At 68.9% G+C, this 26,877-nt stretch carries 24 protein-coding genes and 8 pseudogenes; 18 read left to right on the top strand and 14 right to left on the bottom strand.

Annotated elements, in window-relative coordinates; all coding sequences use genetic code 11:
- The first annotated feature begins 132 nt into the window (after nt 1–132).
- Together ACWCP0_RS38480 and ACWCP0_RS38475 are read left to right on the top strand one after the other, a co-directional pair.
- The gene (locus tag ACWCP0_RS38480; RefSeq protein WP_451083379.1) at nt 133–1,110 is read left to right on the top strand and encodes a PDR/VanB family oxidoreductase; all 978 of its coding nucleotides are present in this window, start codon (nt 133–135) and stop codon (nt 1,108–1,110) included.
- A 72-nt stretch (nt 1,111–1,182) separates the two neighbouring features.
- The gene (locus ACWCP0_RS38475) at nt 1,183–1,560 is read left to right on the top strand and encodes a hypothetical protein (protein ID WP_451083378.1); all 378 of its coding nucleotides are present in this window, start codon (nt 1,183–1,185) and stop codon (nt 1,558–1,560) included.
- Nucleotides 1,561–1,855: 295 nt separating this feature from the next.
- On the opposite strand, the gene ACWCP0_RS38470 is transcribed toward ACWCP0_RS38475, so the two are convergent.
- From ACWCP0_RS38470 to ACWCP0_RS38460, 3 genes are read right to left on the bottom strand one after another with little or no spacing between them, the layout of a single operon-like run.
- The gene (locus ACWCP0_RS38470; RefSeq protein ID WP_451083377.1) at nt 1,856–2,917 is read right to left on the bottom strand and encodes a carbon-nitrogen hydrolase family protein; all 1,062 of its coding nucleotides are present in this window, start codon (nt 2,915–2,917) and stop codon (nt 1,856–1,858) included.
- Nucleotides 2,914–5,268: an oxidoreductase gene (locus ACWCP0_RS38465; RefSeq protein ID WP_451083376.1), complete on the bottom strand. Its 2,355-nt coding sequence runs from the start codon at nt 5,266–5,268 to the stop codon at nt 2,914–2,916. The genes ACWCP0_RS38470 and ACWCP0_RS38465 overlap by 4 nt, the downstream gene beginning before the upstream one ends.
- Nucleotides 5,268–5,729: an acyl-CoA thioesterase gene (locus ACWCP0_RS38460; protein WP_451083375.1), complete on the bottom strand. Its 462-nt coding sequence runs from the start codon at nt 5,727–5,729 to the stop codon at nt 5,268–5,270. Before ACWCP0_RS38460 ends, ACWCP0_RS38465 begins: the two co-directional genes overlap by 1 nt.
- A gap of 90 nt (nt 5,730–5,819) precedes the next feature.
- Here ACWCP0_RS38460 and ACWCP0_RS38455 point away from each other — a divergent pair, with 90 nt between their 5' ends.
- The 6 genes from ACWCP0_RS38455 (at nt 5,820) to ACWCP0_RS38430 (ending at nt 11,482) form a co-directional block, all read left to right on the top strand.
- Nucleotides 5,820–6,932: a cupin domain-containing protein gene (locus tag ACWCP0_RS38455; RefSeq protein ID WP_451083374.1), complete on the top strand. Its 1,113-nt coding sequence runs from the start codon at nt 5,820–5,822 to the stop codon at nt 6,930–6,932.
- A gap of 32 nt (nt 6,933–6,964) precedes the next feature.
- A complete protein-coding gene (locus ACWCP0_RS38450; protein ID WP_451083373.1) occupies nt 6,965–7,882 on the top strand; it encodes a fumarylacetoacetate hydrolase family protein in 918 nt (305 codons plus the stop codon).
- Nucleotides 7,879–8,664 (top strand): maleate cis-trans isomerase family protein, encoded by a 786-nt coding sequence (locus ACWCP0_RS38445; protein ID WP_451083372.1) that lies wholly within the window; start codon nt 7,879–7,881, stop codon nt 8,662–8,664. Before ACWCP0_RS38450 ends, ACWCP0_RS38445 begins: the two co-directional genes overlap by 4 nt.
- Nucleotides 8,665–8,765: 101 nt before the next feature.
- Nucleotides 8,766–10,382 (top strand): AMP-binding protein, encoded by a 1,617-nt coding sequence (locus tag ACWCP0_RS38440; protein WP_451083371.1) that lies wholly within the window; start codon nt 8,766–8,768, stop codon nt 10,380–10,382.
- 20 nt (nt 10,383–10,402) lie between these two features.
- Nucleotides 10,403–11,281, top strand: a complete 879-nt coding sequence (locus ACWCP0_RS38435; RefSeq protein ID WP_451083370.1) for a PaaX family transcriptional regulator — start codon at nt 10,403–10,405, stop codon at nt 11,279–11,281.
- A 54-nt stretch (nt 11,282–11,335) separates the two neighbouring features.
- Nucleotides 11,336–11,482 (top strand): hypothetical protein, encoded by a 147-nt coding sequence (locus ACWCP0_RS38430; protein ID WP_451083369.1) that lies wholly within the window; start codon nt 11,336–11,338, stop codon nt 11,480–11,482.
- A gap of 574 nt (nt 11,483–12,056) precedes the next feature.
- On the opposite strand, the pseudogene ACWCP0_RS38425 reads toward ACWCP0_RS38430, so the two are convergent.
- The 3 genes and pseudogenes from ACWCP0_RS38425 to ACWCP0_RS38415 all read right to left on the bottom strand — a co-directional run.
- A pseudogene (locus ACWCP0_RS38425) lies at nt 12,057–12,331 on the bottom strand (hypothetical protein); the annotation flags it as partial.
- A 180-nt stretch (nt 12,332–12,511) separates the two neighbouring features.
- Nucleotides 12,512–13,201, bottom strand: a pseudogene (locus ACWCP0_RS38420) (nucleotidyl transferase AbiEii/AbiGii toxin family protein).
- 2 nt (nt 13,202–13,203) lie between these two features.
- On the bottom strand, nt 13,204–13,458 hold the full coding sequence (locus tag ACWCP0_RS38415) for a hypothetical protein (protein WP_451083368.1): 255 nt from the start codon (nt 13,456–13,458) through the stop codon (nt 13,204–13,206).
- A gap of 652 nt (nt 13,459–14,110) precedes the next feature.
- Between ACWCP0_RS38415 and ACWCP0_RS38410 the strand changes: the two genes are divergently transcribed.
- Nucleotides 14,111–14,485: a hypothetical protein gene (locus ACWCP0_RS38410; protein WP_451083367.1), complete on the top strand. Its 375-nt coding sequence runs from the start codon at nt 14,111–14,113 to the stop codon at nt 14,483–14,485.
- 423 nt (nt 14,486–14,908) lie between these two features.
- Here ACWCP0_RS38410 and ACWCP0_RS38405 read toward each other — a convergent pair whose 3' ends face one another.
- Nucleotides 14,909–15,184, bottom strand: a complete 276-nt coding sequence (locus ACWCP0_RS38405) for a hypothetical protein (RefSeq protein ID WP_451083366.1) — start codon at nt 15,182–15,184, stop codon at nt 14,909–14,911.
- Between the two features lie 112 nt (nt 15,185–15,296).
- Between ACWCP0_RS38405 and ACWCP0_RS38400 the strand changes: the two genes are divergently transcribed.
- Nucleotides 15,297–15,578, top strand: coding sequence for a transposase (locus tag ACWCP0_RS38400; protein WP_451083365.1), 282 nt, complete (start codon nt 15,297–15,299; stop codon nt 15,576–15,578).
- A gap of 80 nt (nt 15,579–15,658) precedes the next feature.
- Here the strand turns inward: ACWCP0_RS38400 and ACWCP0_RS38395 are convergent.
- Nucleotides 15,659–15,981: pseudogene (locus ACWCP0_RS38395) on the bottom strand (transposase); the annotation flags it as partial.
- A 309-nt stretch (nt 15,982–16,290) separates the two neighbouring features.
- Here ACWCP0_RS38395 and ACWCP0_RS38390 point away from each other — a divergent pair.
- From ACWCP0_RS38390 to ACWCP0_RS38375, 4 genes and pseudogenes are all read left to right on the top strand, one after another.
- Nucleotides 16,291–16,776 (top strand): DUF2975 domain-containing protein, encoded by a 486-nt coding sequence (locus ACWCP0_RS38390; protein ID WP_451083364.1) that lies wholly within the window; start codon nt 16,291–16,293, stop codon nt 16,774–16,776.
- Nucleotides 16,776–16,997, top strand: a complete 222-nt coding sequence (locus tag ACWCP0_RS38385; protein ID WP_010981499.1) for a helix-turn-helix domain-containing protein — start codon at nt 16,776–16,778, stop codon at nt 16,995–16,997. Before ACWCP0_RS38390 ends, ACWCP0_RS38385 begins: the two co-directional genes overlap by 1 nt.
- Before the next feature lie 457 nt (nt 16,998–17,454).
- Nucleotides 17,455–17,570: pseudogene (locus tag ACWCP0_RS38380) on the top strand (IS6 family transposase); the annotation flags it as partial.
- A 461-nt stretch (nt 17,571–18,031) separates the two neighbouring features.
- Nucleotides 18,032–19,471, top strand: coding sequence for a dihydrolipoyl dehydrogenase family protein (locus tag ACWCP0_RS38375; RefSeq protein WP_451083363.1), 1,440 nt, complete (start codon nt 18,032–18,034; stop codon nt 19,469–19,471).
- 81 nt (nt 19,472–19,552) lie between these two features.
- Here ACWCP0_RS38375 and ACWCP0_RS38370 read toward each other — a convergent pair whose 3' ends face one another.
- Complete coding sequence (locus ACWCP0_RS38370) at nt 19,553–20,461, bottom strand: LysR family transcriptional regulator (protein WP_451083394.1); 909 nt, start codon at nt 20,459–20,461, stop codon at nt 19,553–19,555.
- A 53-nt stretch (nt 20,462–20,514) separates the two neighbouring features.
- Entirely contained in the window at nt 20,515–21,135 is a 621-nt protein-coding gene (locus tag ACWCP0_RS38365; protein ID WP_451083362.1) for a DUF7691 family protein, read from the bottom strand.
- Nucleotides 21,136–21,271: 136 nt separating this feature from the next.
- On the opposite strand from ACWCP0_RS38365, the pseudogene ACWCP0_RS38360 reads away from it, so the two are divergent.
- Nucleotides 21,272–22,436, top strand: a pseudogene (locus tag ACWCP0_RS38360) (PP2C family protein-serine/threonine phosphatase); the annotation flags it as partial.
- A 275-nt stretch (nt 22,437–22,711) separates the two neighbouring features.
- Here ACWCP0_RS38360 and ACWCP0_RS38355 read toward each other — a convergent pair.
- The 3 genes and pseudogenes from ACWCP0_RS38355 to ACWCP0_RS38345 form a co-directional block, all read right to left on the bottom strand.
- On the bottom strand, nt 22,712–22,843 hold the full coding sequence (locus ACWCP0_RS38355) for a hypothetical protein (protein WP_451083361.1): 132 nt from the start codon (nt 22,841–22,843) through the stop codon (nt 22,712–22,714).
- A gap of 51 nt (nt 22,844–22,894) precedes the next feature.
- Nucleotides 22,895–22,975 (bottom strand): annotated as a pseudogene (locus ACWCP0_RS38350) (RidA family protein); the annotation flags it as partial.
- A 19-nt stretch (nt 22,976–22,994) separates the two neighbouring features.
- A complete protein-coding gene (locus ACWCP0_RS38345; RefSeq protein WP_451083360.1) occupies nt 22,995–23,444 on the bottom strand; it encodes a winged helix-turn-helix transcriptional regulator in 450 nt (149 codons plus the stop codon).
- Nucleotides 23,445–23,555: 111 nt separating this feature from the next.
- On the opposite strand from ACWCP0_RS38345, the gene ACWCP0_RS38340 reads away from it, so the two are divergent.
- Both ACWCP0_RS38340 and ACWCP0_RS38335 read left to right on the top strand, forming a co-directional pair.
- Entirely contained in the window at nt 23,556–24,284 is a 729-nt protein-coding gene (locus tag ACWCP0_RS38340) for a DsbA family oxidoreductase (protein ID WP_451083393.1), read from the top strand.
- A 90-nt stretch (nt 24,285–24,374) separates the two neighbouring features.
- The gene (locus tag ACWCP0_RS38335; protein ID WP_451083359.1) at nt 24,375–25,019 is read left to right on the top strand and encodes an FMN-dependent NADH-azoreductase; all 645 of its coding nucleotides are present in this window, start codon (nt 24,375–24,377) and stop codon (nt 25,017–25,019) included.
- Nucleotides 25,020–25,132: 113 nt separating this feature from the next.
- Here ACWCP0_RS38335 and ACWCP0_RS38330 read toward each other — a convergent pair.
- Nucleotides 25,133–25,543 (bottom strand): annotated as a pseudogene (locus tag ACWCP0_RS38330) (transposase); the annotation flags it as partial.
- A gap of 817 nt (nt 25,544–26,360) precedes the next feature.
- Here ACWCP0_RS38330 and ACWCP0_RS38325 point away from each other — a divergent pair.
- Nucleotides 26,361–26,877, top strand: a pseudogene (locus ACWCP0_RS38325) (RNA-guided endonuclease TnpB family protein); the annotation flags it as partial.

Genomic DNA, 26,877 nt, shown 5'->3' with positions numbered 1-26,877 from the left:
GCAGATGCCGTGGCTCCCCGCGCGCAATGCCATGGGGACCACAGCCCGTAGGCAGTGGCATACAGAGGGCCTGCTCGCCATGGAGAGACGTCTCTCCCGGCATCAAGCCCGCACTCATCGAGGAGTTGACCAATGACCGACGGGACAGATACGCGACGGATCCGAGTCCGCGTCGCCGATCGGCGAGAGGCCGCGGACGATGTCGTCCTCCTGCGCCTGGAGCCGATGGACGGCAAGCTCCCGGACTGGGAGGCGGGTGCACATCTTGACCTGGAGCTCCCCTCAGGACTGACGCGGCAGTACTCCCTGTGCGGCGACCCCCGGGACACTCGGGCGTACACCGTGTGCGTGCAGTGCGAGCACCAGGGACGCGGAGGCTCCCTCGAGGTCCATCGCGCACTGCGGACCGGAGTCGAACTGTCCGTGCGTGCGCCGCGTAACCACTTCCCGCTCGTGCCGGCGACGTCTTTCGTCTTCGTCGCGGGCGGCATAGGCATCACACCGATCAAAGCGATGATCGACGAGGTGGACCGCAGGGGAGCGCAGTGGCGCCTCGTGTACGGCGGGCGCGGCCGCAGTGCGATGGCCTTCGCCGGTGAACTCGCCGCCCACGGCCCCGGTCGGGTCCACCTGGTCCCTCAAGACGAGGAAGGGCTGATCGACGTCGCCGGCCTCGTGGCCACCGTGGAGGACGGAGCCCATGTCTTTTGCTGCGGCCCCACCGGGCTGTTGGCCGCGGTGACCGAGGCGTGCACCGCTGAAGGGCTGTCGGACCGCCTGCACATCGAGCGGTTCAGGGCCACCGAAGAGCCGCAGACGGGCCTCCGCGCCGGGGCGGCCGATGTGGGGTTCGAGGTCGAGATGCGCGCATCCGGCGTGACGGTCCAGGTCGGTGCCGGGCAGAGCATCCTGGAGGTCGTCCGCACGGTGCGCGACGACATAGACTTCTCCTGCCAGGAGGGCTACTGCGGCACCTGCGAGACCAGGGTGCTGGCGGGGAAGCCCGAGCACCGCGGGAGCCTGATGTCGCCCGAGGAGCACGATGAGGAGGGAACCATGCTGATCTGCGTGGGACGCTCCCGGTCGGAACGTCTGGCACTGGACCTTTGAGACTGGCGGCCCTCATGCCGGACATCCGCCGCGACGTCTCGGTCTGAAGGCCGCACTCGGCTGCCGCCGGCGGTGCACATCGAACGAGCCCCGGTCTGCGTACCGGGCGATATCGACGCCTACGCCGTCACCGTCGGCACCGTGGCCGGGATGCTCGTCGACATCGACATCGACATCGACATCGACATCGACATCGGCATCGGCTTCCGCTTTCGACGGGCGTCGTCGCCGGCGCCGGTCGCGTCCCGGCGGCTGGCGGGCACCGAAGCCGCGCCACGCCCGGCGACGCCCGACCTGTTGTTCGCGGCCTTCTCCGCGTCCCGGCCCGCCGGATCACCGCGCATCGCGCCGGCCCTGTCTCACCTCCGCCCACAGCTTCTCGAACTCCTCCGAGAAGACTCACCGTGTGCGGCTGGTCCTGTTGCCTTTGAGGGTCCTCCGCGGGCCTGACCACTTTCGGCTCGTCGGCCTCGAAGTACGGCCACGACCATTGTCCTTGACGCGGAGCCAGACCTTGGCAAGCTGGGTGTGCGGACCGTGTCGCGTCGGACCGCGGGACGTGTCTGCGGACCGTGACTGTGCGCAGGCGCCGGCAGAGCAGTGGCGCGGCCCGCGCATGAAGCGGCTGTCGCCGCGTGGGACTGGTGCCTGTTCCCGTCCGGCTCGGGGCGGAAACAGGCACCAGGACCGCGAACGGGAGACGGTCGCGCTGCGACCGCTGACCGCGCGCCTGGCCCCCCGTCCTTCAGCTGGACTCCGGCTCCTGCGGAACCCGCGGATCGCCGCCAGTCTCCAGGCCGAAGGGCGCGACCGATTCCGCAACCGGGTACGGTTCCTGGACCAGCGGCCGCAGCGGCGACGTGTTGTGGTGCAGGCGGAAGACGTCGAAGCGGTTGTAGTGGCCGATGATGTCATGCATCTGCTTGGGCTGGATGCACTTGGCGAGATCGACCTGCCCGTAGACGATGCCCTCCTCGTCGACGAGGGGCTCCGTCACCGGCTGCCCGTCCGGACCGAAGATGCCGGAGAGGGCGCTGCGCGGCCGGCGCATCATCTTCGCGATCTCGGCGCTGTCGCCCGCGGCCACCTCGATCATCTCGTCCGTGATCGTCGAACAGGACACGATCGAGAAGATTTTCCCCTCGAAGCTGTGCGCCGCGGTGCGAATGGCGATGGCCTGCGACATGTCGTAGTCCGCCGGCGCGACCGGCAGCGAGATGTAGTTCGCGACATGGACGAGCTCTCCCTGCGCCAGCAGAGCGAAACGAGCGAGGGTGTTGGTGTTCTCCCCGCAGGCCAGGACCCCGAGGGGACCGACAGGTGTCTGGTGCACCTGCACGGAACTGCCGTCCCCGCCCGTCCAGGTGAGCTTCTCCGCCCAGGTGGGCACCAGCTTGCGGTGCACCCCGAGGAGTGAGCCGTCCGGACCGATGGTGAGCACCGTGTTGTACAGGACGCCCAGACTGTGCGCGCCGCGTTCGTTCACGCCGATGACGACCGTGGTTTGCGTGGCTGCCGCGGCGGCCCGGAGCGTGTCGACGTGGGGGCCCGGGACGTCGATCGCTGACCGGTACAGCTGCTCGTACCAGGGTGAGCCCTGTACGGGGTTGAGCGTCCAGTTCCAGTAGGGATAGCCGGGGACGAACACCTCGGGGAAGGCGATCAGCCGGGCACCGTTGCCGGCCGCCTCGTGGATCAGCGCCACGGCCTTGTCCACCGTGGCGGAGGTGTCGAGATATACGGGCGCCGCCTGGACCGCGGCGGCGGTGAACGGCGTCAGATCCTCCAGGACGCGCTGCATGCTCATGATGATGGGGTCCTCTCTGAAGCGGCCGGGCGCCAGCGCTGGTGGATGTCGGGTATCGGCTCGGGACGGAGGGTGAGAAGGGGACGCTGCCGGCCGACCAGAGGCGGGGGAGTGCTGCCGGGCCGCAGGTGGTGCGGCCAGCGCGCGGCGGGGCCGGTGTACTGTGCGGCCGCGGCCGCGTGCAGCGTCCAGGCGGGGTCGTGCAGCTGGGCACGTCCGAGCGCGACCAGGTCCGCGCGGCCCGCCAGGATGGTGGTGTCGACGTCGTCGTACGAGGAGTACCCGCCGACGGCGATGGTCGGCACACCGGTTGCGGCACGGATACGCGCTGCGAACGGCGTCTGGTAGGTGCGGCCGTACGCGGGACGCTCCCACGGCACGACTTCGCCGCTGGAGACGTCGATCGCGTCCGCGCCGTGCGCGTGCAGTTCGGCCGCGATCGTGACGGCGTTCTCTACGGCCGTCCCGCCCTCGGCCCAGTCGACCGCGGAGATCCGCACGATCAAGGGCTTGTGGTGCGGCCAGCTCTCCCGTACGCGGTCCACGACGTGCAGCGGGAACGCCAGCCTGCCGCCGAGGTCGCCTCCGTGGCGGTCGTCGCGGTGGTTCGTCAGCGGGGACAGGAACGACGAGAGCAGGAAACCGTGTCCCGCCTGGATCTCCAGGACGTCGAAGCCGGCGGCATCGGCGCGCACGGCCGCGGCCGCGAACTCCTCGGCGACACGCTCGAGGTCCGCTTCGGACATGACGTGGGGGGCGGGGTGATCGGCCCAGGCGTCGTCGGAGGGACCTTCGGTGCGCCATGCGCCGTCGGTCAGCGCCCTGCCCAGCGGTCCGCGGTCCGGCACCTCGGTGGAGCCCTTGCGACCGCTGTGGCTGAGCTGGACCCCGATCGCCGCTCCGCTGTGGCTGTGCACCAGATCGGTGATCCGGCGCCAGGCCGAGGTGTGCGCGTCGTCCCACAGGCCCGGGCAGCGTGGCGTCACCCGCCCGCGCGGGCTGACCGCCGTCATGCCCGTGAGGATCAGGCCGGCGCCGCCGAAGGCCGCACTGCCCAGGTGGATCAGTTCGGTGTCGCCGACCGTGCCGTCGGCGTCCGCCGCGTAGGAGGCGACGGGCGCGGCCACCACGCGATTGCGCAGTTCGAGGCGGCCCAGCCGGAAAGGCTGTAGCAGGGGAGGCGCGGTGTCCCGGCGACCGAACCAGCGCTCCAGCCGAGCCGCGTAATCGGCATCACGGGAGCGCAGATTGTCATGCGTGACGCGGCGGCTGCGGGTGAGCAGATTGAAGGCGAACTGCTCTGGCTCCTGGCCGACCGAATGCTGGATCGCCTCGAACCACTCGAGGCTTGCCTGCGCTGCGCGTTGGGTGGACTCGACGACGGGCCTGCGGTCACGCTCGTAGGCCTCGAGCATGCCGGGCAGATCGTCGCCGTCCGCCTCCAGTGCGGTGACCAGGGCGAGCGCGTCCTCCATGGCGAGCTTGGTGCCGGAGCCGATGGAGAAGTGAGCGGTGTGCGCGGCGTCGCCGAGCAGCACGATGTTGCCGTGCCGCCAGGTGCGGTTGCGTACCGTGGTGAACTGCACCCACTTGGAGTTGTTGGTGAGCAACCGCTGCCCGCCGAGGTGGTCCGCCAGCAGTTCCGCGCACCGGGCCACACTGGCGTGGTCGCTCTCGCCCGGGCCGAAGCCGTGGGCCGCGAGGACGTCGAATCCGGCCGCCCGCCACGTCTCCTCGCCGACCTCGACGATGAAGGTGGAGCGGTCGGAGCTGAAGGGGTAGGCGTGGACCTGCAGCGGACCGTGCGGCGTTTCCGCCACGATGAAGGTGAAGGCTTCCAGCGCCCGGTCGGTCGCCAGCCACATGTACCGGCAGGACCGCACGTCCAGTGAGGGCTGGAAGACGTCGGCGAACTTGGCGCGGGTCGCGGAGTTGACGCCGTCGGCGGCGATCACCAGGTCGTACTGGCCCGACAGCTCGTCGGCGGGCGGTGCCTGGGTGCGAAAGCGCACGTCGATGCCGAGGTCCGAGCACTGCTGCTGCAGGATCTGCAGCAGCCGCTTGCGGGAGATGGCGGCGAATCCGTGCCCGCCGGACGTCTGGACCCGGCCGCGGTAGTGGATGTCGATGTCGCTCCAGCGGGCGAACTCTGCTTCCACGGCGGCGAAGATGGTGGGATCGGCTCTCGCGATGCCGTCCAGGGTCTCGTCGGAGAACACGACGCCGAAGCCGAAGGTGTCGTCGGGGGCGTTGCGCTCCCAGACGGTGATCTCCCGGGACGGGTCGAGCTGTTTGGCCAGGGCGGCGAAGTACAGGCCGGCCGGTCCCCCGCCGATGACGGCGATGCGCATCACTTCGTCCTCTCGGCAGTGGTGGTGAGGTGTTCGCCCAGTGCCTTTCGCACTTGCTCGGGCCACGGGGTGGCCGCGGGCGCGTCCGGTTCGGCGTGGGCGACGACGAGGGTTCCCTCCGCGGCCATGCCCTCGCGGCCGCGGACTTCGAAGGCGTACGTCAGCGATGTGCGGCCCAACGTGACGACGCGCAGCCGGGTGGTCACCGTCTCGCCGAACCAGAGCCGCGCGCGGTAGTTGACTTCGTGGCGCACCCGGGGAGTCCGGCCGAAGAGCCAGTCCAGACCGCGGCCCCGCAGCAGTTCGGCTTCTGCCGCCTCGACCCAGCGCAAGACGGCGGAATGGTGCTGATGGCCTGAGGCGTCGGTGTCGTGCCATTCAACCCGGTGGGTGACGAGGACTTCCGTAAGCGGGGAGGGTCCTGACTGCGTGGCGGGCAGTTCCGGATCCAGTGCGTTCATCTCTTCCTCCAGCCTCTTGACACCGGCGAACGTATATCGTGATTATGACGGACGTCAAGAATGCGGAATATCGCAAGGAGGCCGGTGACCATGACGTACAGCGACGACATCCTGGGCCGTGCACGAGTGGGCGAGACGCCAGAGCTGAAGGCGTATTACCACCGGCTCGCCGACTACGAGGCCGGAGCGCTGTGGACGGTCGCGAACGAGATCGAGCCGTGGTACCCGCAGCCGAAGTCGGTTCCCACGCACTGGTCGTACGCGGACCTGCGCCCTCTGGTGCTCGAATCCCTGGACCTGGTCAGGGCCGACGATGCGGGCCGCCGTGTCGTCATGCTGGTCAACCCGGGCCGCAAGGACATCTCCGCGGCCGTCGGCATGCTCTACACCGGACTCCAGGTCATGGGGCCCGGCGAATCCATGACCGCACATCGCCACCAGGCAGCCGCACTCCGCTTCGTGGTCGAGGGCCAGGGAGCCTGGACCGTTGTCGACGGACAGAAGCTCAAGGTCGGCCCGCGCGACTTCGCCATCACGCCCAACTGGACGTGGCACGAGCACGGGAACGAATCCGACGACGCCCCCGTCATCTGGCAGGACGGCCTGGACATCCCCTTGGTCAACGCGCACGACGCCGGCTTCTACGAGGTGCACCCGAACCTCCATCAGGAGCGCGGGCGGGTCGTGAACTCCTCACTGCTCACCTACGGCGCCGGCGAGCTGCGCCCCTACGGCTTCGCCGACGGCTGGACCAAGCCGTACTCACCGCTCCTCGCCTACCCCTGGGAGCAGGCACACTCGGCGCTGCTCAACGCGGCCAAGGCCACCGACGGCTCCCCCTACGACGGCGTCATCCTCGAGTACAGCAATCCCCTCACCGGTGGACCGGTGATGCCCACGCTCGGCGCACACCTGCAAATGCTGCGTCCCGGCGAGGCCACACAATCGCACCGGCACACCGGCTCGGTGGTCTACAACGTCGCCAAGGGCAAAGGCCATTCGGTCATCGCCGGACGGCGCTTCGACTGGAGGGAGGGCGACATCTTCTGCGTCCCCTCCTGGGCCTGGCACGAGCACGCCAACGCCAGCGGGAGCGAGGATGCGGTCCTCTTCTCCTTCAACGACTTCCCCGTGATGCGCTCCCTCGCCTTCTGGCGCGAGGAGGCGTACACGGACAACGACGGCCACCAGCCCACGACCTGACCCCCGTGCACACACCACGAGAAGGAGGACACATGCTGCTGGTCAGCTACACCCGGGACGGCGATCCCGTCGGCCGACTCGGCGTACAGAGCGGCGACACCGTCATCGACGTGGCAGGACTCGCCTCCGAAGCCTGCGCAGACCTCCCGGGCCTCGGCGCCGCCCCCACGTCCGTGCTCGACCTCATCCAGGCGGGACCCGACGCGCTCGCCACCCTGGGCCGCCTGCTGACCTTGCCCGTACCGCAGACGGCACAGCACCCCTTGACCGAGGTGACACTGGAGGCGCCGCTGCGCCCGGGCAAGATCATCGGCGTCGGTCTCAACTACACGGAGCACGTCGCGGAGTCCGCGCGGACCCTCGACACCGACAAGGAACTTCCGCAACGGCCCGTGCTGTTCAGCAAGCCGGCCACCGCCGTCACCGGCCCCGGCAAGCCGATCCTGCACAACGCGGATCTGACGTCCCAGCTCGACTGGGAATGCGAACTCGCCGTGGTCATCGGCAGAACAGCCAAGTCGGTCCGGCCCGAGGACGCCCTTCGGTACGTGTTCGGCTACAGCATCATCAACGACATCAGCGCCCGCGACCAGCGACGATCCGGACAGTGGTTCTACTCCAAGGGGCAGGACTCCTATGCGCCGTTCGGTCCCGCGATCCGCACCGCCGACGACATCGCCGATCCGCACGATCTCGATCTGTCCCTGCGCGTCAACGGCGAAGTGAAGCAGAAGGGCAACACCCGGCACATGCTGTTCCGCATTCCCGACCTCATCGCCGACATCAGCGCAGGAGTGACGCTGGAGCCCGGTGATGTCATCGCCACCGGTTCACCGGCCGGAGTCGGCGCGAGCTTCACGCCGCAGCAGTTCCTCACCCCCGGCGACGTGGTCGAGGCGACCATCGAGTCCCTCGGCACCCTGCGCAACCCGGTGGTGGACGCACGATGAACCAACGAGCCCGCACCTTCCGCATCGGACAGATCGTGCCGAGCTCCAACGTCACGATGGAGACCGAGATACCCGCACTGTTCCGGGCCCGTGAGTCGGTCGCACCGGAGCGGTTCACCTTCCACTCCAGCCGCATGCGCATGAAGCACGTGGTCAAGGAGGAACTGGCCGCGATGGACGCCGACTCCGGCCGGTGCGCGGCCGAGCTGTCGGACGCCCGCGTCGACGTACTGGGATACGCCTGTCTCGTCGCGATCATGAGCATGGGCCACGGCTACCACCGCGCCTCCGAAGACAAACTGACCGCGATCACCCAGGACAACGGCGCGCCCGCACCGGTCGTCACCAGCGCCGGCGCGCTGGTCGGCGCACTGCACACCATGAAGGCCCGCTCGATCACCCTTGTCGCGCCCTACCTGAAGCCGCTCACCCGGACCGTCGTGGACTACATCCGCAACGAGGGCATCGAGGTGGGCGACCACACGGCGCTGGAGATCCCCGACAACCTGGACGTCGCCGCCCACGACCCGCGCGCCCTCATCCCCATCGTCCGCACCCTGGACCACAGCGATGCCGACGCCGTCGTGCTCTCGGCCTGTGTGCAGATGCCGTCACTCGAATCCGTGGAGATCGTCGAGCAGGAACTGGGCAAGCCCGTGCTCTCCGCCTCGATCGCGACGGCCCACCAGATGATGCGGGCTCTCGGCCTGCCGGCCATCGCCCCCGGCGCGGGCCACCTGCTGTCCGGGGCTTACCAGGATGCGCCGCCGCCGTCCCGCTGAGCCGCACCACGCTGAACGTGCACCACGGCTGCCGCTTCCCCGGCGGCGGCCCGACACTTTCTCCTCGCGTCCCCGGACACTCCCTGGAAGGGAGCCCCGCCATGCAGCTCTCACCGTCCGCGCACCGCGACACGTTCTGCCGCGACCACCTGCCCCCCGTGTCGCAGTGGCCGGAATTCCGTTTCGATCTCGCTGAACTGCAGTATCCCGAGCGTCTCAACTGCGCCGAAGTGCTCCTCGACGAGACGATTCGGCGGTACGGGGCGGACCGTCCCGCTCTGCGCACGCCGGACGAGACCTGGACCTACGGCGATCTGCAGCGGCACACCAACCGGATCGCTCAGGTGCTCGCCGAGGACCTGGGCCTCGTACCCGGCAGCCGTGTCCTGCTCCGAGGCCCGAACACCCCTTATCTGGTCGCCTGCTGGCTCGCCGTCGTCAAGGCGGGCGGAGTAGTCGTGACCACCGTCCCGCTGCTGCGCGCCAAGGAACTGGTATCGCTGATCGAGCTGACCCGGCCCACGCTCGCCGTGTGCGACCACCGATTCGCGGACGAGATGCGCGCGGCGGCCGGTGACGCTCTTTCCGTCCTGTACTACGGCAATGACGGTGATCCGGCCGACCTCACCGTTCGGGCGTCGGGCAAGAATGGGCAGTACACCGCCGTCGACACGGCCGCCGATGATGTCGTCCTGCTGGGGCCCACGTCCGGTACGACGGGCCGGCCCAAGGCCACCATGCACTTCCACCGGGATGTGCTGGCCAATGCCGACACCTTCTCCCGCCACACTCTCAAGCCCACGCCGGACGACGTGTTCACCGGCACCCCGCCGCTCGGCTTCACCTTCGGCCTCGGCGGTCTGGTCGTCTTCCCCCTCAGAGCAGGCGCCTCGGCACTGCTGCTGGAACGGACTGCTCCCGCCGATCTCGCGGACGCGGTCGCCGAACACGGTGCCACTGTCCTTTTCACCGCCCCCACGGCCTACAAGGCCATCCTCAACGCAGGCCGGGCCGACTCCTTGAAGAACCTCCGCCGGTGCGTGTCAGCCGGCGAGCATCTTCCGCTGCCGGTGTGGCAGGAGTTCGAGCAGGCGACCGGGATACGCATCATCAACGGCATCGGCGGTACCGAGATGCTGCACATCTTCATCTCGGCGGCCGACGACGACATCCGTCCCGGCTCCACCGGCCGGGTGGTCCCGGGCTTCCGCGCCACCATCCTGGACGCGGACGGCAGACCCGTGCCTGACGGAACCCCCGGTCGGCTCGCCGTCCAGGGCCCGACCGGCTGCCGCTACCTGTCCGACGAACGACAGATGGTCTACGTCCGGCACGGATGGAACATCACCGGTGACGTCTACACACGGGACGCCGACGGGTACTACTGGTTCCAGGCGCGCAACGACGACATGATCATCTCCTCCGGCTACAACATCGCCGCCCCGGAGGTCGAAGAGGCGCTGCTCGCCCACCCGGACGTCGCCGAGGCGGCCGTCGTCGGTGACCCCGACCCCCAGCGAGGATCCCTCGTTCACGCCTTCGTCGTTTTGAGGGAGGGCATCGAGGCGGGCGACGGGAAAGCGACCGAACTCCAGGCGTTCGTGAAGAGCACCATCGCCCCCTACAAGTACCCGCGGGCCGTCACCTTCTGCGCCGAGCTGCCCAAGACGGCCACCGGCAAGATCCAGCGTTTCCGACTGCGTACGAAGGCGAACTGAACGGTTGGTACGGTGGTCGGATGACCAGTACATCCGTGGCCGGTGAACTGTCGGGCGAGGGCACCCTTGCGCAGACAGACCAAGGGACGGCGTCCGTTTCCCCGCGAACCTTCATCGTCACGGTGTACGGACTCTACGGCCGACGGCACGACGGTTGGCTCTCCATTGCCTCATTGATCGCCCTGCTCGGCGACCTGGGAGTCGACGAGCAGGCCGTTCGCTCCTCCATCAGTCGACTCAAGCGGCGCGGCATCCTGGAAGCGCGTCGCCAAGACGGTCTCGCAGGCTACGAACTCTCCCCGGAAGCACGCGAGATCCTCCAGGAAGGAGACGAACGGATCTTCCGGCGGGAGCGCCCCTCTCTGGCCGACGGGTGGGTGGTCGCGGTCTTCTCCGTGCCGGAGTCGGAGCGCAGCAAGCGACACCAGCTCCGCTCACGCCTGTCCGGCATGGGCTTCGGCGCGGTCGCGCCAGGGGTGTGGATCGCACCGGCCCATCTGTACGAGAGCACCACGGCCATGCTGGGACGCCTCGGTCTGACGGAGTACGCCGACCTCCTGCGCTCCGATTACCTGGCGTTCACAGCGCTTCCCGAGAAGGTGCGACAGTGGTGGGATCTGGACGAGCTGGACCTGCGGTACAAGACCTTCATCGCCGCCCAGCAGCCCGTTCTGGAGCGATGGCAGCAGCAGCCGCAGGCCGATGACGCCACGGCATTCGCCGACTACATCCGCGCGCTGACCAGCTGGCGCAGGCTTCCCTACCTGGACCCGGGCCTTCCCACCGAAGTGCTACCCCAGCACTGGGCGGGCCTGCGGGCCGCCCATGTCTTCTTCGCACTGCAGACCGAGCTCGAGGGCCGCGCCCACGCGCACGTCGCTCGCACTCTCAAACCGTGACCTTGCCCTTGCCGACAACCTCATCTGTGCAGCTCAGGCCGCATGTTGGTACTCGTGGATGTGCACAGTGCGGGTGCGCACCTCCATGACGAACAGGGCATGCTGGCGCTGCAGGCCGACCGTGTCCACATGGAACAGGTCGGTGGCCAGCAGTCCATCTGCCTGAGCCTTGAGGACGCGGACCACTTGCCGCGCGCCTGATGGCGGCGCGGCGCCGGTCCGAGGCCGGCTGCGCGTACGATCCGCCGGACTGTCGACGCGCTGACCTTGTGCCCCCCAGGCGCCGCAACTCGCCGTGCACACGCCGGAAGCCCCACCGCGAGTTCTCGGCTGCGAGCCGGATGCGCAGGTCGCGCAGGTCGTCGGGTACGGGTGGGCGTCCCGCGGACGGCGGCTGCGTCCACTTTTCCTTGACCAGACGGTGGTGGCAGGCGAGTAGGGTGCGCGGGGAGACGATGCGGTGGCCGCGCAGTGCCCGGGGAGTAGCCTGGCCAGGGCGGCGAGCAGTGCCCGGTTCGGCCAGCTCGGTTTCGGTGCGGCGACCTGGCGGCGCAGCACTGCGACCTCATGCCTCAAGATCAGCATTTCCACCTCCTTCGCTGCGGAGGATCGACACAGCAGAACAAGCCACGCGAAGATCCGCGTGGCGACCAGATAGAGCATCCGTACGAGCACACCTACCGATGGTGCCGTACCGCCGCCGAGACGAGATGTCCCAGGTCACGGGCTGTGCAGCCATTTTGGAGCCGTACGGGCCTGATCAACGAGTACAGATACGCAGAATGAACCTGCGGTGCCAGGCCAGTAGTGTCCCGGCGTGATCGGGAAGACTTCGCGCCAGCGGCGACGGGGTATCAGGCTGGAAAGTGCGGCCAGCCAGAACCGGTCCCCGGGCTCGTAGCGGACCGGGCCAGCGATCTGACGGCGCAGCACCGCGTTTTCATGCCGGAGTACAAGCAACTCGGCGTCCTTGGCGGTGTCGCGGCCCAGCAGCACCCCAGGGACGGACAACAACCGGCGGACCACCTTGTACAGCAGCGAAACCATCACGCGGACATGGTCCCGGCCGAGACCGCTGTACCATCCCGACCTGCGGCGATGACGTACGAGCCCCACAAGGTATGTGGCATGACCAGCCGCGATGAGTTTCCGAACGGCACACGTTCGCTGCGAGCCAGCCGGCCGGGAGCCTGGCACGGCGTCGCCCGGCGTGTACAGCGGCCCCTCCGCTCAGAGAGCGTACGGGGCGTCGTCGCCGTCGGCGTGGGTGCCTTCGGCGAGGCGCTGGGCGAGGTCGTCGAGCCACTCCTGGGCCCATGCGCGCAGGGCGGTGATCTGTTCGGTGGTGAGGCCGTAGGTGGTGAACTCCGTGTCGCTGACCCAATTCCAGGGTTTCGAGGCGGTCGTGGAGTTCGGTGAGGTCGAATTCGTCGGGGTGGCGGGCGCCGAGGTTTTCCAGGTCGGCCGGCGGTGTAGAGGTTGCGGGCGGCGTGGACGTCGATGAAGTCGCGGGGCAGTCCCGGTCGGCGAGCGCGCGGACCTTGGTACCGATCAGGTTCTCCAGCGCGAGTACAGGGCCGACGTCGAGGACGACGGGCGGCCGCCACAGGGCTTCCTTGAGTACGTCGACTTCGCAGGCGTGGCCGCTGGTGGGGTCGGCGGCCAGGAAGCGGGCTTTGAGCGGCTGGATGTCGATGACGGTGATGTCCCAGCCGCGGGCGGTTAGCCCGCCGGTGAGCGTGGTGATGATCTCTTGCATCGGGGCTGGGTGGACGGTGGCGAAGTCCAGTCCTGGCTGGGCTGGTGTACCAGCCCGTGCGCCTGCACGGCGTAGCCGCCCATCAGCGCCAGCCCGTATCCGCTCCCCAGCTCCAGGGCATCGGTGAGCAGCCGCCGGTGGTGCGAGGGGACCTCGTCCAGATTCACGCTGCTGCAGCCGCCGATGCCGTCGTGGCCGTCATGCGCAGCTGGGGGAAGGCGTTCTCCCAGGCGGTGCGGACGCCGCGGCCGATCATGCGGCGCAGCCGGGGCCAGTGCTCCGTGTCGCACGTGACGCGGTCTTCGTACGGGACGGGCGCTTCATCACCTCGGCCGGTATCACCACCGGCATTGACCTGGCGCTGTCCCTGGTCGAAGCCGGCTTCGGCGCGGACATCGCGCGCGCCGCGGCCAAGCACCTTTTCGTGTTCATGGCCCGCCCGGGCGGCAGCCCCAGTTCTCGGTGCGGCAGAGCGCAAGCAAGGTACGGCGCGGACTCCGCTTCGATCTTGGCGGCTGAGAGGTCCGACTCTGCCTCTCGGAGGTCCAAACCTGCCCGCCCAGCGCTGGCTCGGCTACCGGACAGCGCCGTTGCCCTGGGGCAACGGCGCTGGGAGCAGTCATGTGTTTCGGTCACCACGTCCTCGTGGTGGCGGTGAGGGCACCGTGGGCTGCCTGAGCGCGTGAGAGGTCCCCGCCGAACGCCCCGGCATGAGCGGCTAGGAGTCGGTGAGCTCTGCCTCAGTCGAGCTGGCGAGTTCGAGCCGCGCCGCATCCCGATCGCGCCGTCGGGCGCCGCGCGTACGACGGGATCGACGCAGCGGGTCCGATGCCGGGGACAAAGCGGGTCCGTGCGACTCCGCTCCGTGGGGAAGGGGACCTCGCGCATGCACCGTCGCCATCCGGTTCCGTCGGCCGGACATCCGCCACGACACGGATCGCGCTGTGCACATCCTCGTCACGAACCCCACACATCTCGATCAGATGTTGGCTAGTATCTGGCCACGCCGAACCAACGCCGCCTGGCCCAACATGCCGACAGGACACAGCAGTTCGAGGGGGAGGAACTCCATGAAGGCCGTCACACGAGCCGTGGCTCTCACGATCGCCACCACCGCCGTCGTCGCCCTGGGAAGCACCGGCACCGCTCATGCCCTGCAGCGCACCTGCGCCGTCAACGGCGCCTACTGGTGGCTGCCGGACACCTGTCACACATACAGCGTCGCCGCCAACCCGTCCGGCCACTTCGTCGACATCGGCATCTGGCCGTACCAGGGGTGCAAGTTCAGCTGGAAGGTGCGCGACATCGCCAACAACGTGGTCGTGCGTGCCGGCCAGACCGGCAATCACAACGAACGCATCTACGGCCTCTACGGCTACTACAAACTCGAAGCCACCAAGATAGGCAACGGCTGCGGCGGCGACGTCAGCATCGACAACACCTGACCGCTTCGCGCGACGACGTCGTGCACGACCGAGGTGGAGTGCGCACACGGAAGGGTGTGCTCTCCGCCTCGGGGAACCGCGGCTCCGGCACACCGGGACCGCAACGTGCCGTGCCCGCCGGGCGGTGAGGGCGAGCCACGAGCCCGAGGAAGTCGAGGACGGTACCGGCGCGGGATGCGGGCCAAGGAGGTCTGCGGGGCGGTCGGGCTGGAGCCGGACAGCCACCACCGCTCACGAGAGAGCGCGGTCCCGATGACGGCCACACTCACCACGAGCGGCCAGGCCTCGCGGCGCCACCGTCCTCGGCGCTGGCGCCGGGATCCTCGCCCAGTTCCTCCTCTGCTGACAGCATGACGCCTCCTCTCGCCTACGGGCAGGAGGGGACGCTTTCGTCATCCCGGGGGCAGGTCCGGTCGGATGCTGCTACGCGCCGGGGCCCCACGTGATGACCGCGTCAGATCGGTAGGCGGCGAGCCCGCTGCTGGGGCGGTCGAAGTCCAGGTAGAAGTACTCGCCGTCCGGGACGTTGGTGTCCGGCGTCCCCCATGTGTTGGCAGAGATCCAGATACCCGGGGTGTCACACCATTCCTCGCTGTAGCAGACGGCCACATGGGTGCTGACATTGGGCTTGACATTGATGTCGTTGCAGCGGGATGTGGTGGGGCCAGCCCAGTCGGGAACTGCCGGCCAATCGTTCACGGGGGACGTCTTGTAGCTTATGGCGCCGCCGTAACAGGTCACCTGGGCTCCGGCAGGTGCTGCAGTAGGGCGTGTATCGAAAGTGGATCTTGATGTGAAATGATCTTGGTTCGTGACACGTGGAGATCTGACGGACGAGCAGTGGGCTGTGCTGGAGCCGCTGCTGCCGACGGGCAAGAAGCCGGGTCGACCGCCGATATGGACCCGGCGGCAGCTGATCGACGGCATACGGTTCCGCTTCCGCACCGGCATCCCCTGGCGGGACGTGCCCGAGCAGCACGGGCCGTGGGCCCGGGTGTACGACCTGTTCCGCCGCTGGCAGCGTGACGGCACCTGGCAGCGGATCCTCACCCGGCTCCAGGCCCGCGCAGAGGCGAAGGACCTGATCACCTGAGACCTCAACGTCGACTCCACCGTCTGCCGGGCCCACCAGCACGCCGCAGGGGCGAGGAAAAAGTGCCCCCATGGTTCTCGTCAAGCGGTAGCCGAGGTGGGTGGCTGGTAGAAGGTGCCGTCGTGGAGCATGGCGAAGAGGACGTGGATGCGGCGCCGGGCGAGGCAGATGATCGCGGCGATGGGTGTTTGCCTTCCCGTCGTCTTCTGTCGTAGTAGGCGCGTGAGTCCGGTTGTGACAGGGATGCGAAGGCGGCGAGATGGAACGCCCGTTTGAGCTGTCGGTTGCCTCGCCGGGATGGCTGTTCGCCGCGGATGGACGAGCCGGATTGGCGGGTGGCGGGTGCAAGCCCCGCGTAGGCGGCCAGGTGCCCAGCGGTGGCGAAACCGCTTCCATCGCCGACATCGAACCGGGCCTACCTGCGACGCCGCGGTATCCGCTGCACCATCCCGGACAAGGCCGACCAGGCCCGCAACCGCAAGAAACGGGGGCTCTCGCGCAGGGCTTCGGCGTAGTCGGGTGGCGTCCGATTTGTGCTCAAGCGAGGCCGACTTCGACAAGATCAAGACGGCTCGCGCAACCGCCATGCCATGGGAGGGGGCGGCGGCGTCCCGTCACGGTGCGAACCCGCCGGCGCACCCGCCGCCCCAGCTCTTGCTTCACCTATCGAGAGTCGATAGATTCCCATCGTAAGTCGATGGAAGGATGGATCATGGGAAAGCTGACAGTGGGTGCGCTGCGCGCCGTGCTCGCGGTGGTGCTCGCCGGCACCGTGTTCGTACAGGCATTGATGGTGTGGGCGTTGGCCACCGACCCGGAGGACGGGTCGCTCCCTCTGACCCCGCTGCGCGTGATCACGATCCTGGGCATGGTGTCGGCCCAGGTAGCCCTGGTCTGCGTATGGCGGCTGGTGGCGATGGTGCGACGCGGAACCGTGTTCTCCCACGCCGCCTTCCGGTACGTGGACGTCGTGATCGGCGCGATCGTGGCGGCTGCCCTGTTGTGGTTCGCGGTCACGGTCCTCAATGCGCCGGGCCAGCGGGACGACCCGGGCGTCACCGTCATCATGGGCGGGGTTGGCGTGGCCATCCTGGGGGTCGCGCTCATCGTGCTCGTGCTGCGGATACTGCTCGCCCAGGCCGTCGCGCGCGACGTCGAAGCGGCGCAGATGCAGGCCGAGTTGGACGAGGTGATCTGATGCCGATCGCCGTCGACATCGACGTGATGCTGGCCAGGCGGAAGATGTCCGTGGGCGAGCTCGCGGACCGCGTAGGGATCACGCCCGCCAACCTGGCGGTACTCAAGAACGGCCGCGCCAAGGCGGTACGCTTCGCGACGCTCGCCGCGCTCTGCGAGGTGCTCAAGTGCCAGCCGGGCGACCTGCTGCGCTGGGAGGCCGAGGACGCCGCCGGCGGATGACGTGCCCCAGGGCGGACGTGAAAACGCCTGGCACCACCGGACCCTTGACACGGCACGTGGACCGCATGGACGTGGATCGCCGATCTCCCGCAGCACCGTCCCGACCCCGTTGGGCAGATTCCGGTTGACCTGCACCGCACCGTCCCTGTCGACGATCGTGCGAACGTGCCCCCACCGCAAGCCCCGTCCTTCCAGCGCGGAAGGGCGGGGTTCGTCGTTGGGCGGGCTGCCAGGGCGAGGCGCCCCTCCAGCGTGGCTGGTGTGCATTCTGAGGAACGGCCCCGTCCTTTCGTTCTCGCCGGGCATTGTTGGGGCTGCTATACCGAGGCGGGTTGCGTCCTGAGGAGTGGTGTAGCGGGTAACGTCGCGTGGGCACTGTCAACTTGGTTGGTGAGCCGAGTACCTGGGACGATGCTCAGGTCTTCTGCGGGGTCGAGGAGCTGATGCCCGCCCGCGGGTGATCGTCTCGCACGAGACGATCCGGCAGTGGTGCGCGAAGTTCGGCCCGGCCTATGCCCGCGAGCTGCGGCGGTGCCGGCCGAGGCCGGCGACACGTGGCACCTGGACGAGGTCAGCCCAGCTCAGCCACCTGAAGCGAAACGGGGAGGTTGGTAGCGGTTACCTTCGCCGCCTTCAGCTCCTCTTTGGGCGTGGCAAATCGGCGCAGACATCACCGTCGCCTGTTTGACGGGTGGCGCATCAAGCGCCGGGCCGGCACTTGCTCAACTGGGACAGATCGGGTTGCGGAGCCCGAATCTATGAAGGTGAATGGTCTCCGACATCGAAACCACCCGCGCGGAGTTCGCCATGCGGTCACCTTCAGGCAACGGTTGGGCGTTTCAGGCCATCTGCCCTATCGAACTGCAGTCATCCGGTGAAGTCGCAGCTCCCGGCGGGGCTGACGGCCTTCGGTCCCCCCGGCCGGCCGGAACGGCCGAGCACCGCGGCCGCGGGGAGGTGGGCCTGGACAACCGCGCGCGCCCTCCCCTGAGAATCCAAGCCCGCGAAACCCGAGAAAGACGCAGGAAACAGCTGTGAACGACACCCACCGCACCTACGACGTCGTCGTCATCGGTGCGGGCCCCGTGGGCGAGAACGTGGCCGACCGGACCCGTGCTGCGGGGCTCAGTAGCGTCATCGTGGAGCGCGAGCTGCTCGGCGGCGAGTGTTCGTTCTGGGCGTGCGAGCCCAGCAAGGCGCTGCTGCGGCCGGTGCTGGCACGCGCCGACGCCCTCCGCGTACCGGGACTGAGGCGGGCGGTGGACGGGCCATTGGACGTGGCAGCCGTCCTCGCGCACCGCGACGACATCGTCAGGCGCTGGCAGGACGACAACCACGTCGCCTGGCTGGAGTCGGTCTCTGTCGACCTCGTACGCGGCCACGGCCGCCTCGACGGACCCCGCCAGGTGGTGGTGAGCACCCCCGACGGCGAGACCGTGCGGCTCAGTGCCCGCCACGCGGTCGCCGTCTGCACCGGCACTGGCCCAGCAATGCCGGACCTCCCCCATCTGGACGACATTCGTCCCTGGACCAACCGTGAGGCGACCAGCGCCGACCGTGTGCCCGGTCGTCTCGTCGTGGTCGGCGGCGGCGTGGTGGCCGTCGAAATGGCCACCGCCTGGCGCGCCCTCGGCGCTCAGGTGACCATGCTGGTCCGCGGCAGCGGGCTGATTCCCCGCATGGAGCCGTTCGCTGGCGAGATGGTCGCGGACGCGTTGCGTGAGGCGGGCGTCGACCTGCGCTTCGGAGCCTCCGTCACGGCCGTGACACGGGAGGAAGGAGCCGACGGGGAGGCACGCATCACCCTGGCGGACGGCGGGCAGCTGACCGCCGACGAGATTCTGTTCGCGACCGGCCGGGCCCCGAGTACCGGCGACATCGGCCTGGAGACCGTCGGTCTCGCTCCCGGCGACTGGCTGACCGTCGACGACACCTTCCGGGTCAGCGCCGTCACGGACGGATGGCTCTACGCCGTCGGCGATGTCAACCACCGCGCCCTGCTGACGCACCAGGGCAAGTACCAGGCTCGGATCGCGGGCGCCGTGATCGCGGCCCGCGCCCACGGTGAACCAGTGGACGACAGCAAATGGGGCGCACACGTCGCCACCGCCGACAGCGAAGCCGTGCCGCAGGTGATCTTCACCGACCCCGAGGTCGCCGCCGTCGGCCTGACCACACGGGAAGCGGAGCGCACCGGGCGCCGGGTCAAGGTGGTGGACTACGACATCGCCCGCGTCGACGGCGCCGTCCAGTACGCGAAGGGGTACCGCGGCAAGGCTCGCATGCTGGTCGACACCGACCGCGGCACCGTGGCCGGGGTCACCTTCGTCGGCCCAGGCGTCGCAGAACTGCTGCACTCGGCAACCATCGCGGTCACCACCGAGGCGCCGGTCGAACGACTCTGGCACGCCGTCCCCGCCTTCCCGACGATCAGCGAGGTCTGGCTACGGCTGCTGGAAACCTACCGTGGGTAGGCGAGCGGTTCGCAGCACAGCCCGAGGTCGTTTTCTCCCGCCTTCATCCCCTATGTGCGCGAGTCCGGCGGCCGCACCTGGCTAATCTCCCGCTCCTCGGGATGCCGTGTCGCGCCCGGCCAGTGCGGCCTCTCCGGTCACGGTGAGAGCCGTGACCAATTCCTCCAGGTCGGCTCCAAGAGGGGTGTCGCAGTCCCAGACGGCCTCATAGGCGACCTCGACGGGTGCCCCGGCCTGGAGGAGGGGGCGGCAGCTCGTGTGCTCGTGTGTGATCTTGGAGCGAGGCAGGAGTGCTGCACCCAGGCCCATCGCCACCCACTCGTCCACCGCCCGGAAGCTGGCGGCTTCGCCAGGGTAGGCACGCAGCGCCACGTCGTGGCTGTGGAAGAGTTCGGTGGTGAAGGTGGTCAGTCCGCAGGTGCTCGGTCCGGGGATGTAGGCGGCGTCCGCTCCGGCCTTGAGTTCGACCGGGCTGTCGTCCCCGGAGGCGGCGGGGTCGATCACGACCACCGGTTCACGGGCGATGATGCGGTGCCGCAGGGTGGGCATGCCGGGCACGGCGGGGACGAGCACGATGTCCAGCCGGCCCGCCTGCAGGCCGGCGCGCAGGGGGTCGAGGTCCGCCTCCCGCAGGACCAGGTCGCGTGGACGCTCCAGGGTGCGGGCGGCATCGAAGGCGCGGGCGACGAGTTCGGCCGCGATCAGGAGTGACACACCCATGCGGATCGTTTCCGTGACCGGACGGGCCAGCCGCTGGGTCTCGGCGGCAAGCACCTCGAGGCCACTGAGGACGTACTCGATCAGGGGCAGGATCCGTGCGCCGTGCTCGGTGGGCCTCACCCTGCGCGGTGAGCGGTCGAAGAGCTTCACGCCGAGCTCCTCCTCCAGCCGGGCGACGCCGCTCGACAGGGCCGGTTGCGTCACCCCGTAAGCCCGAGCGGCGGCACTGAAGGACTTCGTCCGGGACCCGACGGCACCGGGCGGCCCCAGGACCGCAGCGATTCGGTGGATGGGGCGGCCATCCGGTCGCCCCATCCACGACTTCAGCAGCGGAAGCCGATAACGCCGAAGCCGGGCCGTGCCTCTGCGTGCCGCATCCAGTCGAGGCACTGCATGACGGCCTCCACGACTTCGGGCTCCAGCGGCGGGGCCTGTCCCGACTCGTCGACCGCGCGCTTGGTGGCCTCGAACTGCTGCAGTGCCTGGGCGATGTGATCTGGCGTCCACTCGCCGCAGCCCGGTGTGAAGGTGTACGGCAGTGGAGCGGGCGGGTCGCCGTGACTAAAGGCGGCCACGGACACGGCGGTGATGCCCAGAGCCTTCAGACCCTGGTCGACAACTGACAGCCAGTCGCCCCTGTGCGGTGTGAAGCAGTCGTTGGGCAGGAACACGCCGGTAAGCGAGCACATCCGCTGGTAGGCGTAGCCGTACTGGAAGGAGTGGTCCCGGTTTTCGCTGAAGGGCCCGCCGTGGATGACCGCGCGCAGTGCCTCGTCTGCCGTGGGGGCGCCCTGCCCGATCGCGTGGCTGTGATAGTCGTCGTCGCGGGCCAGGTCGTCCCCGAAGTTGCTGCGAATCACCTCCAGCAACTGGTCATCGCCGGATCCGACCAGGGCGCGCGTAGCGGCCACGTTGAGCAGATAGACGCTCAGAGAAGAACTCATCAGACAAACCTATGGGAAATCGCTGACACTGCTGCGTGCGGCCGCTGACCGGCGCAGGACCAGGAGTGTCGGGCGGCCGGTGGAAGCGTGGCTGGGGTAGAGGTCTGAGGATAGCGATCCCAGCAGTGGTGAGGTTCTGTCGGACTATGCGGCGGTCTTTCGCGCGTTCCCGGGTCCGACGCTGCTCCTGACGCCGGATCTGGTCATGGTGGATGCCAATCAGGCGTTCCTGGACAGTTCCGGCCGCTCCCGGGAGGAGCCGGTGAGCCGTTCGGTGTTCGACGTGTTCCCGCAGGACCGGCAGGACCCGCAGGCGCCGGGCAACCGTCTGCGCGCGTCCGTGGAGCGGGTGCTCACCACGCGGAAGCCGGACAGTATGGCGCTGGAGCGGTACGAGGCTCAGGTGCCCGGCCGGCCAGGGCACTTCGAGCAGCAGTCCTGGAGCACGGTCAACGCGCCGGTCCTGGGCCCAGACGGTCAGGTCGTTCTGATCATTTCACGGGTGGCGGAGGTCAGTGCTCTGGTCCGTGCCCGTGCCGTTCCGCAGAGCGGCAAGAAGCTGAGCGACGAGGAGGCCATGACAGCTACGCTGCTGGCCCGGTCCCAGGAGCTGCAGGAGATCAACGAAGGACTGCGGCGCGCTCACGCGCGGGAAAGCGAGATCGCCGTGAGCTTGCAGCGGGCCATGCTGCCAGCCCCCATGCAGTGACGTTGCGGTGCGCTACCGGCCGGCCACCACGCTGAATGTCTGCGGCGACTGGTACGACTTCTTCGAGTTCGGCCCCGACCAGCTCGCGGTCGCAGTCGGGGACGTGGTCGGCCACGGCCTGACCGCCGCCGGTGTCATGGGCCGGCTCCGCAGCGCGCTGAGCACCGCCGTGCACGCAACAGGCAGCCCTGCCCGCGCCCTGAAAGCACTTGCCTGCTATGCGGTCTCCGTCGAGGACGCCGTGGCGACCACCGCCGTCCAGACCCTCATCGACAGGACCACCCGCACCATCACCTACAGCCGCGCCGGCCACCCCCCGCCCCTGCTGCTCGGCCCCGACGGACGCACCGTCGAGGTCTTGGACGAAGCAGCCGATCCGCCTCTTGGGGCATGGGAACCTGAAGCGGTCAGAACCCAGGCCACACTCTCCTATCAGCCCGGCGCCACCCTGGTGCTGTACACCGACGGGCTCATCGAACGCCGCGGCGAAGACATCGACACCGGACTTGCACGCCTCACCCAGAATCTGGCCCATCACGGCCGCCTCAGCCCCGAACCACTGGCCGACGCCCTGATCGCGGATCTCCAACCACTCCACAACGGCCCTGTTCGTCTGCTTACCGAATGTCGTCCGGTAGGTGCTGGTCGTGGTCATCGGGCAACCAGACCGGCTCGCCGCCGTGCACGCGGACCCGCACGGGGTGTGGGCCTAGCGGAAGACGCGGGTCACGTGAGGCTTCTCCTGTGGTTCGGTACGACCGCATAGACGGAGTGGGGCGCGTGTCCGTTGCACCCGCCGCAGGGCGCGGCGGGGTGCGGCTCAGCAGGCCGCGTCGTCGGCGGCTTTCGCCGCAGCGTTCGCATTCTTCAGCGGGCCGTCCACTGGTCTTGGTACTTCCGTCCCTTGCCGAACAGGGCCTTGGTCTCCTGACCGACCTTGGTCTCAGCAGCGGTCAGCTGGGCCGTCGTCGAGCACGCTTCCCGCCTCGGCATCGACATGGAAATCGTCCAACGTACCCCTGGAATCAGGGGATTCGCCGTGCTGCCGAACGCGCCGGCGGCAGTGAGAGCAGTCTGCATGTTCTCGATGGCTCTCAATGCCTGGCCCGCGTAGTCTCCGATCGCTGCCGTGGGCCGTCGTCGTTCTGATTCATGACACTCCCCCTCGTTCTGCGGGGCTTCGCTTGGTGGCTGTGTCGAAGCGGGCCCGGTTCTCCCGGATCTCGTCGTGGTGGATGCCGGCCCAGTCGATCAGGGACACCACGATGTCGTGCAGGGTGAGGCCCAGGGGGGTGAGGGCATACTCCACGCGCGGCGGCACCTCGGCGTAGGCGGTGCGGGTGACTAGTCCGTCGCGATGCAACTGCCGCAGGGTGAGGGTCAGCATGCGCTGGGAAATGCCGGGGATGCGGCGCAGCAGGTCGGTGTAGCGCAGCGGGCCGTCGTCCAGGGCGGCGATCACGAGCGCGCTCCACTTGTCGCCGGCCCGGTCCAGGATGTGCCGGATGATCTCCCTGTTTTCCACCGGCCAGCGGGCGCAGGGCCCCGAGAATGCTGCGGTGTCCGTCTTGCCTGCGACCTGACCTGCGGTTGTGTCCATGGCGCACATTCCCTTCCGGTCGCACACACGCATGTGCCTTTTGTATGGCCTTCCATACTGGTCCATCATGGCGCTACATCCAAAGCGTAAGTATTGGAGGTGCCCGCCGTGATGGTGGAAATCTGGTCCGACCTCACGTGCCCGTGGTGCGGTCTGGCCAACCATCGTCTCGACAAAGCCGTGGAGCGGTTCACCCATGGCGGCGACATCGAGCTCATCCACCGCTCCTTCCCGCTGGACCCCGACCTGCCGAGCAGCCCCGCGGTGCCCACCCGGCAGATGCTGAAGCAGAAGTACGGGCTGGACGACGCCCAGGCCGAGGCGTCCACCAGCCGGGTCGAGGTGCTGGCCGAGCGCGAGGGGCTGAGGCCCTACATCGTGCTGGACAACAAGAAGGCCAACACCCAACTGGCCCACGAGTTCCTTGCCCATGCCACCGCCCAGGGCAAGCACACGGAGGCGTGGCACCTGAGCTTTCGCGCCTACTTCGGCGAAGCCCGCTCGCTCTTCGACATGGAGGCGCTGCTCGAACTGAGCGACGAACTCGGCCTGGACCGAGACGAGACCCGGCAGGCCCTGGTGGAGCGCCGTTTTCGGCAGCAGGTCCAAGACGAGGCCCGCCGCGCCAACGCCCTCGGCGCCCGCGGGGTGCCCTTCCTCGTCATCGACGGCCAGCACGCCATCTCCGGTGCCCAGGACACCGACACACTCCTCGGCGTTTTCCAGCAGGTATGGGACGCCGCCCACCCGCAGCTCGTCCAGACCCCGGCCGGGGACGCCGAGGGGGTCTGCGGCCCGGCCGGATGCGCGCTGCCCGGCGATCACGCCGCCCGTGGCTGACCCGCGCTCTGGTCCGCTGCACTCACAGCTCGGTGGGTCGCACGAACCGCGGCCCTCCGTCCATCACCCCGTACAAAAGGGATCGTTCTCATGTCCTACCTGTTGCACCTCGACTCCTCCTCCATCGGTACCGCTTCGGTCTCCCGCCAGGTCGCCGACTCCTTCCGGGACGCCTGGACGGGCGAGGTCGTCCACCGGGATCTGGCCGCCTCACCCGTGCCGCACCTGAGCGCGGCGGGCGTCGCCGCCCAGTTGACCGACCCCGCTCAGCACACTGCAGAGCAGGCCGCAGCTGCCGCCGTTCAGGACGAACTCATCGCGGAGTTCCTCGGGGCGAGTGCCTACCTGTTCACCGTGCCGATGTACAACCGCACGATGCCGTCGGTGTTCAAGGCCTGGCTCGACCAGGTCATCATCGTCGGCCGGACCATCAGCCGCACCGGCGTAGCCCCCTCCGCCGGCCGCCCGGCCGTGGTGATCTCCGCCCGCGGTGGCGGCTACGGCCCCGGTACCCCCAACCACGGCAAGGACTTCCTCGTCCCGACCCTGGAGTCCATCCTGGGCGACCCCGCCTACCTCGGCCTCGACGTCACCACCCTCGCCCCCGAGCTGACCAAGGCCCCTGTCGTCCCGGCGCTCGCCCACCTCATCCCGGTTCACGAGGCCTCCCTGGCCAACGCTCACGAGCAGGCCCGCATACACGCCGAGAAGATCAGCCAGCAGCTCGCCCCCTGACTCATCCGGCACCGCCGCCGCGGTGGGGCCGACACAGCCCCACCGCCCCCAGGCGTTGCGGTACTCGTGCGGGTCCCAACCCCTTCCCAGGACAGCACACGGCGGAGACCCGGCGACGTGAGCCCCTTCGCGGTGAGCGAGAGGACCATCTCCTCCAGGGCGCCCGTGCTGCGCGCGTACTTCGCCAGCAGGCTCGAGTGGAAGGTGCCCAGCCGGTCCCGCGGTACCTGCACCGTCACGGCGCCGACCTCCGTCATCACCTTCCTCGGCCGGTAGCCATTGCGGACATTGCCGCCCGAGCGGGAACGGCGGCCGCCGGTGCGGCTGGCTTCCTCCGCGAGGTGCAGGTCCACTTCCGCCTCCACGGCGGCCTGCATCAGGTGCCGGGTCAGCTCGACCAGCAGCCCGCTCTCGCCCATCAGCTTCAGCCCGCCGTCGCGGACCCTGTCGGCGGCGAGCTCCGCGAGCTCGTCCATCAGCCGGGGGCTCAGCCCGTGCAAGGCGGCCGCCTGGCGGCTCGCCATCGTCGTCTTCGATGCCACCGGCACCGTCAACGCCACTGTCCAGCACCGCAACCGACACGCCGTCAGCGTCCTCGAGCAGGTGACCATCGTCCGTGACCATCAGGGGTCCCTTCTGAGCGGGTGCCCACCTGATTCGTGACACTCCCGGACAGGGCGCTCGCCGCGATGCGACATAGGTCGTCAGGCAGGCCCGCGAGGTCGGGATCCTGCGACAAGACGACGCGTCCGGCGCTCGTCCGCTGGGGCACCGGTGGCCATCGAGACGCCGATGCGGAGAGCTTGGGGCGCGTCTGGCGACGAGGCGGCCGCGATGCTCGCTGCGGCGAACCGAGCGGACCCGTGCGGTCGGCTCGGTTCGCCGCAGGAAATCGCCGAGAGGGTCGCATTCCTGATGCCGGCGGAGCCGCGTATGTCACCGGCCGGCACATCACCGTCGCCGGCGGCAGCGGTCCGGCGTCCTGACGGTGGAGCGGTCGGTCACAAGGCGGCGCGCCGCTCATGTCCCGCGCTCCGTGATCGCTGCGACGGATTCATCGGTATGAAGACCTAACTTAGGGCGTTCTCGCAGGTGGGGACGGGTGCCGGGTGACTGTGAGTGAGTAGCTGACGTGGTTGGGGGCGGGGGGCTTGTCGCGTTTCTTGATGTCGAACGTGTTCTTCGACGGCTTCTTCACCTGATTTCTCCCAGGAGGCCCCGGCCTTCAGGCCGGGGAGGAATGGGTCCTTGGAGCGGAGCCGCGAAGCGGCGGAGATCTCTGCGCATTGGTCGTGACCTGTGCTTTCGGCTGTTGTCAGTGGTGGCGGTTAGGTTGAAGGGGTGAAGGTCGTGGTGCAGGTGAAGCTGTTGCCGTCGCCCGAGGTGGGGGCGGCTTTGGCGGCGACCTTGCGCGTGTGCAACCGGGCGGCTGATGCCGCATCGGTTTTGGCGTACGAGCGCGGCGCCACGTCCCGTAACGAGTTGCAGAAGCTGGTCTACGCCCGTCTCAAGGCGGAGTTCGGGCTGGCTGCCCAGCCGGCCGTCCGCACGGTGAAGAAGGTCGTGGACGCCTACACCACGTTGCGTGCGAACATCCGGGCGGGGAACCTTGGTCCGGCCGGTTCGAAGCGGCGCAGGCGTGCGGAGTCGAAGCCGGTCGTCTTCCGCCCCGATGCGGCCCAGCCCTACGACGACCGGATCCTGTCGTGGCAGCACGACGCACGGACCATCAGCATCTGGACCGTGGCCGGGCGGATCAAGTCCGTCCGGTACACCGGGCACCCTGCCCAGTTGGCGATGCTCGAGAAATACCGGCGGGGCGAGTCGGATCTCGTGCACCGGGCCGGCATGTGGTTCC

Source organism: Streptomyces sp. NPDC001970 (genome assembly GCF_053594115.1).
The sequence above is the reverse complement of the archived record's forward strand: the minus strand, read 5'-3'. Positions and strand labels throughout refer to the sequence as shown.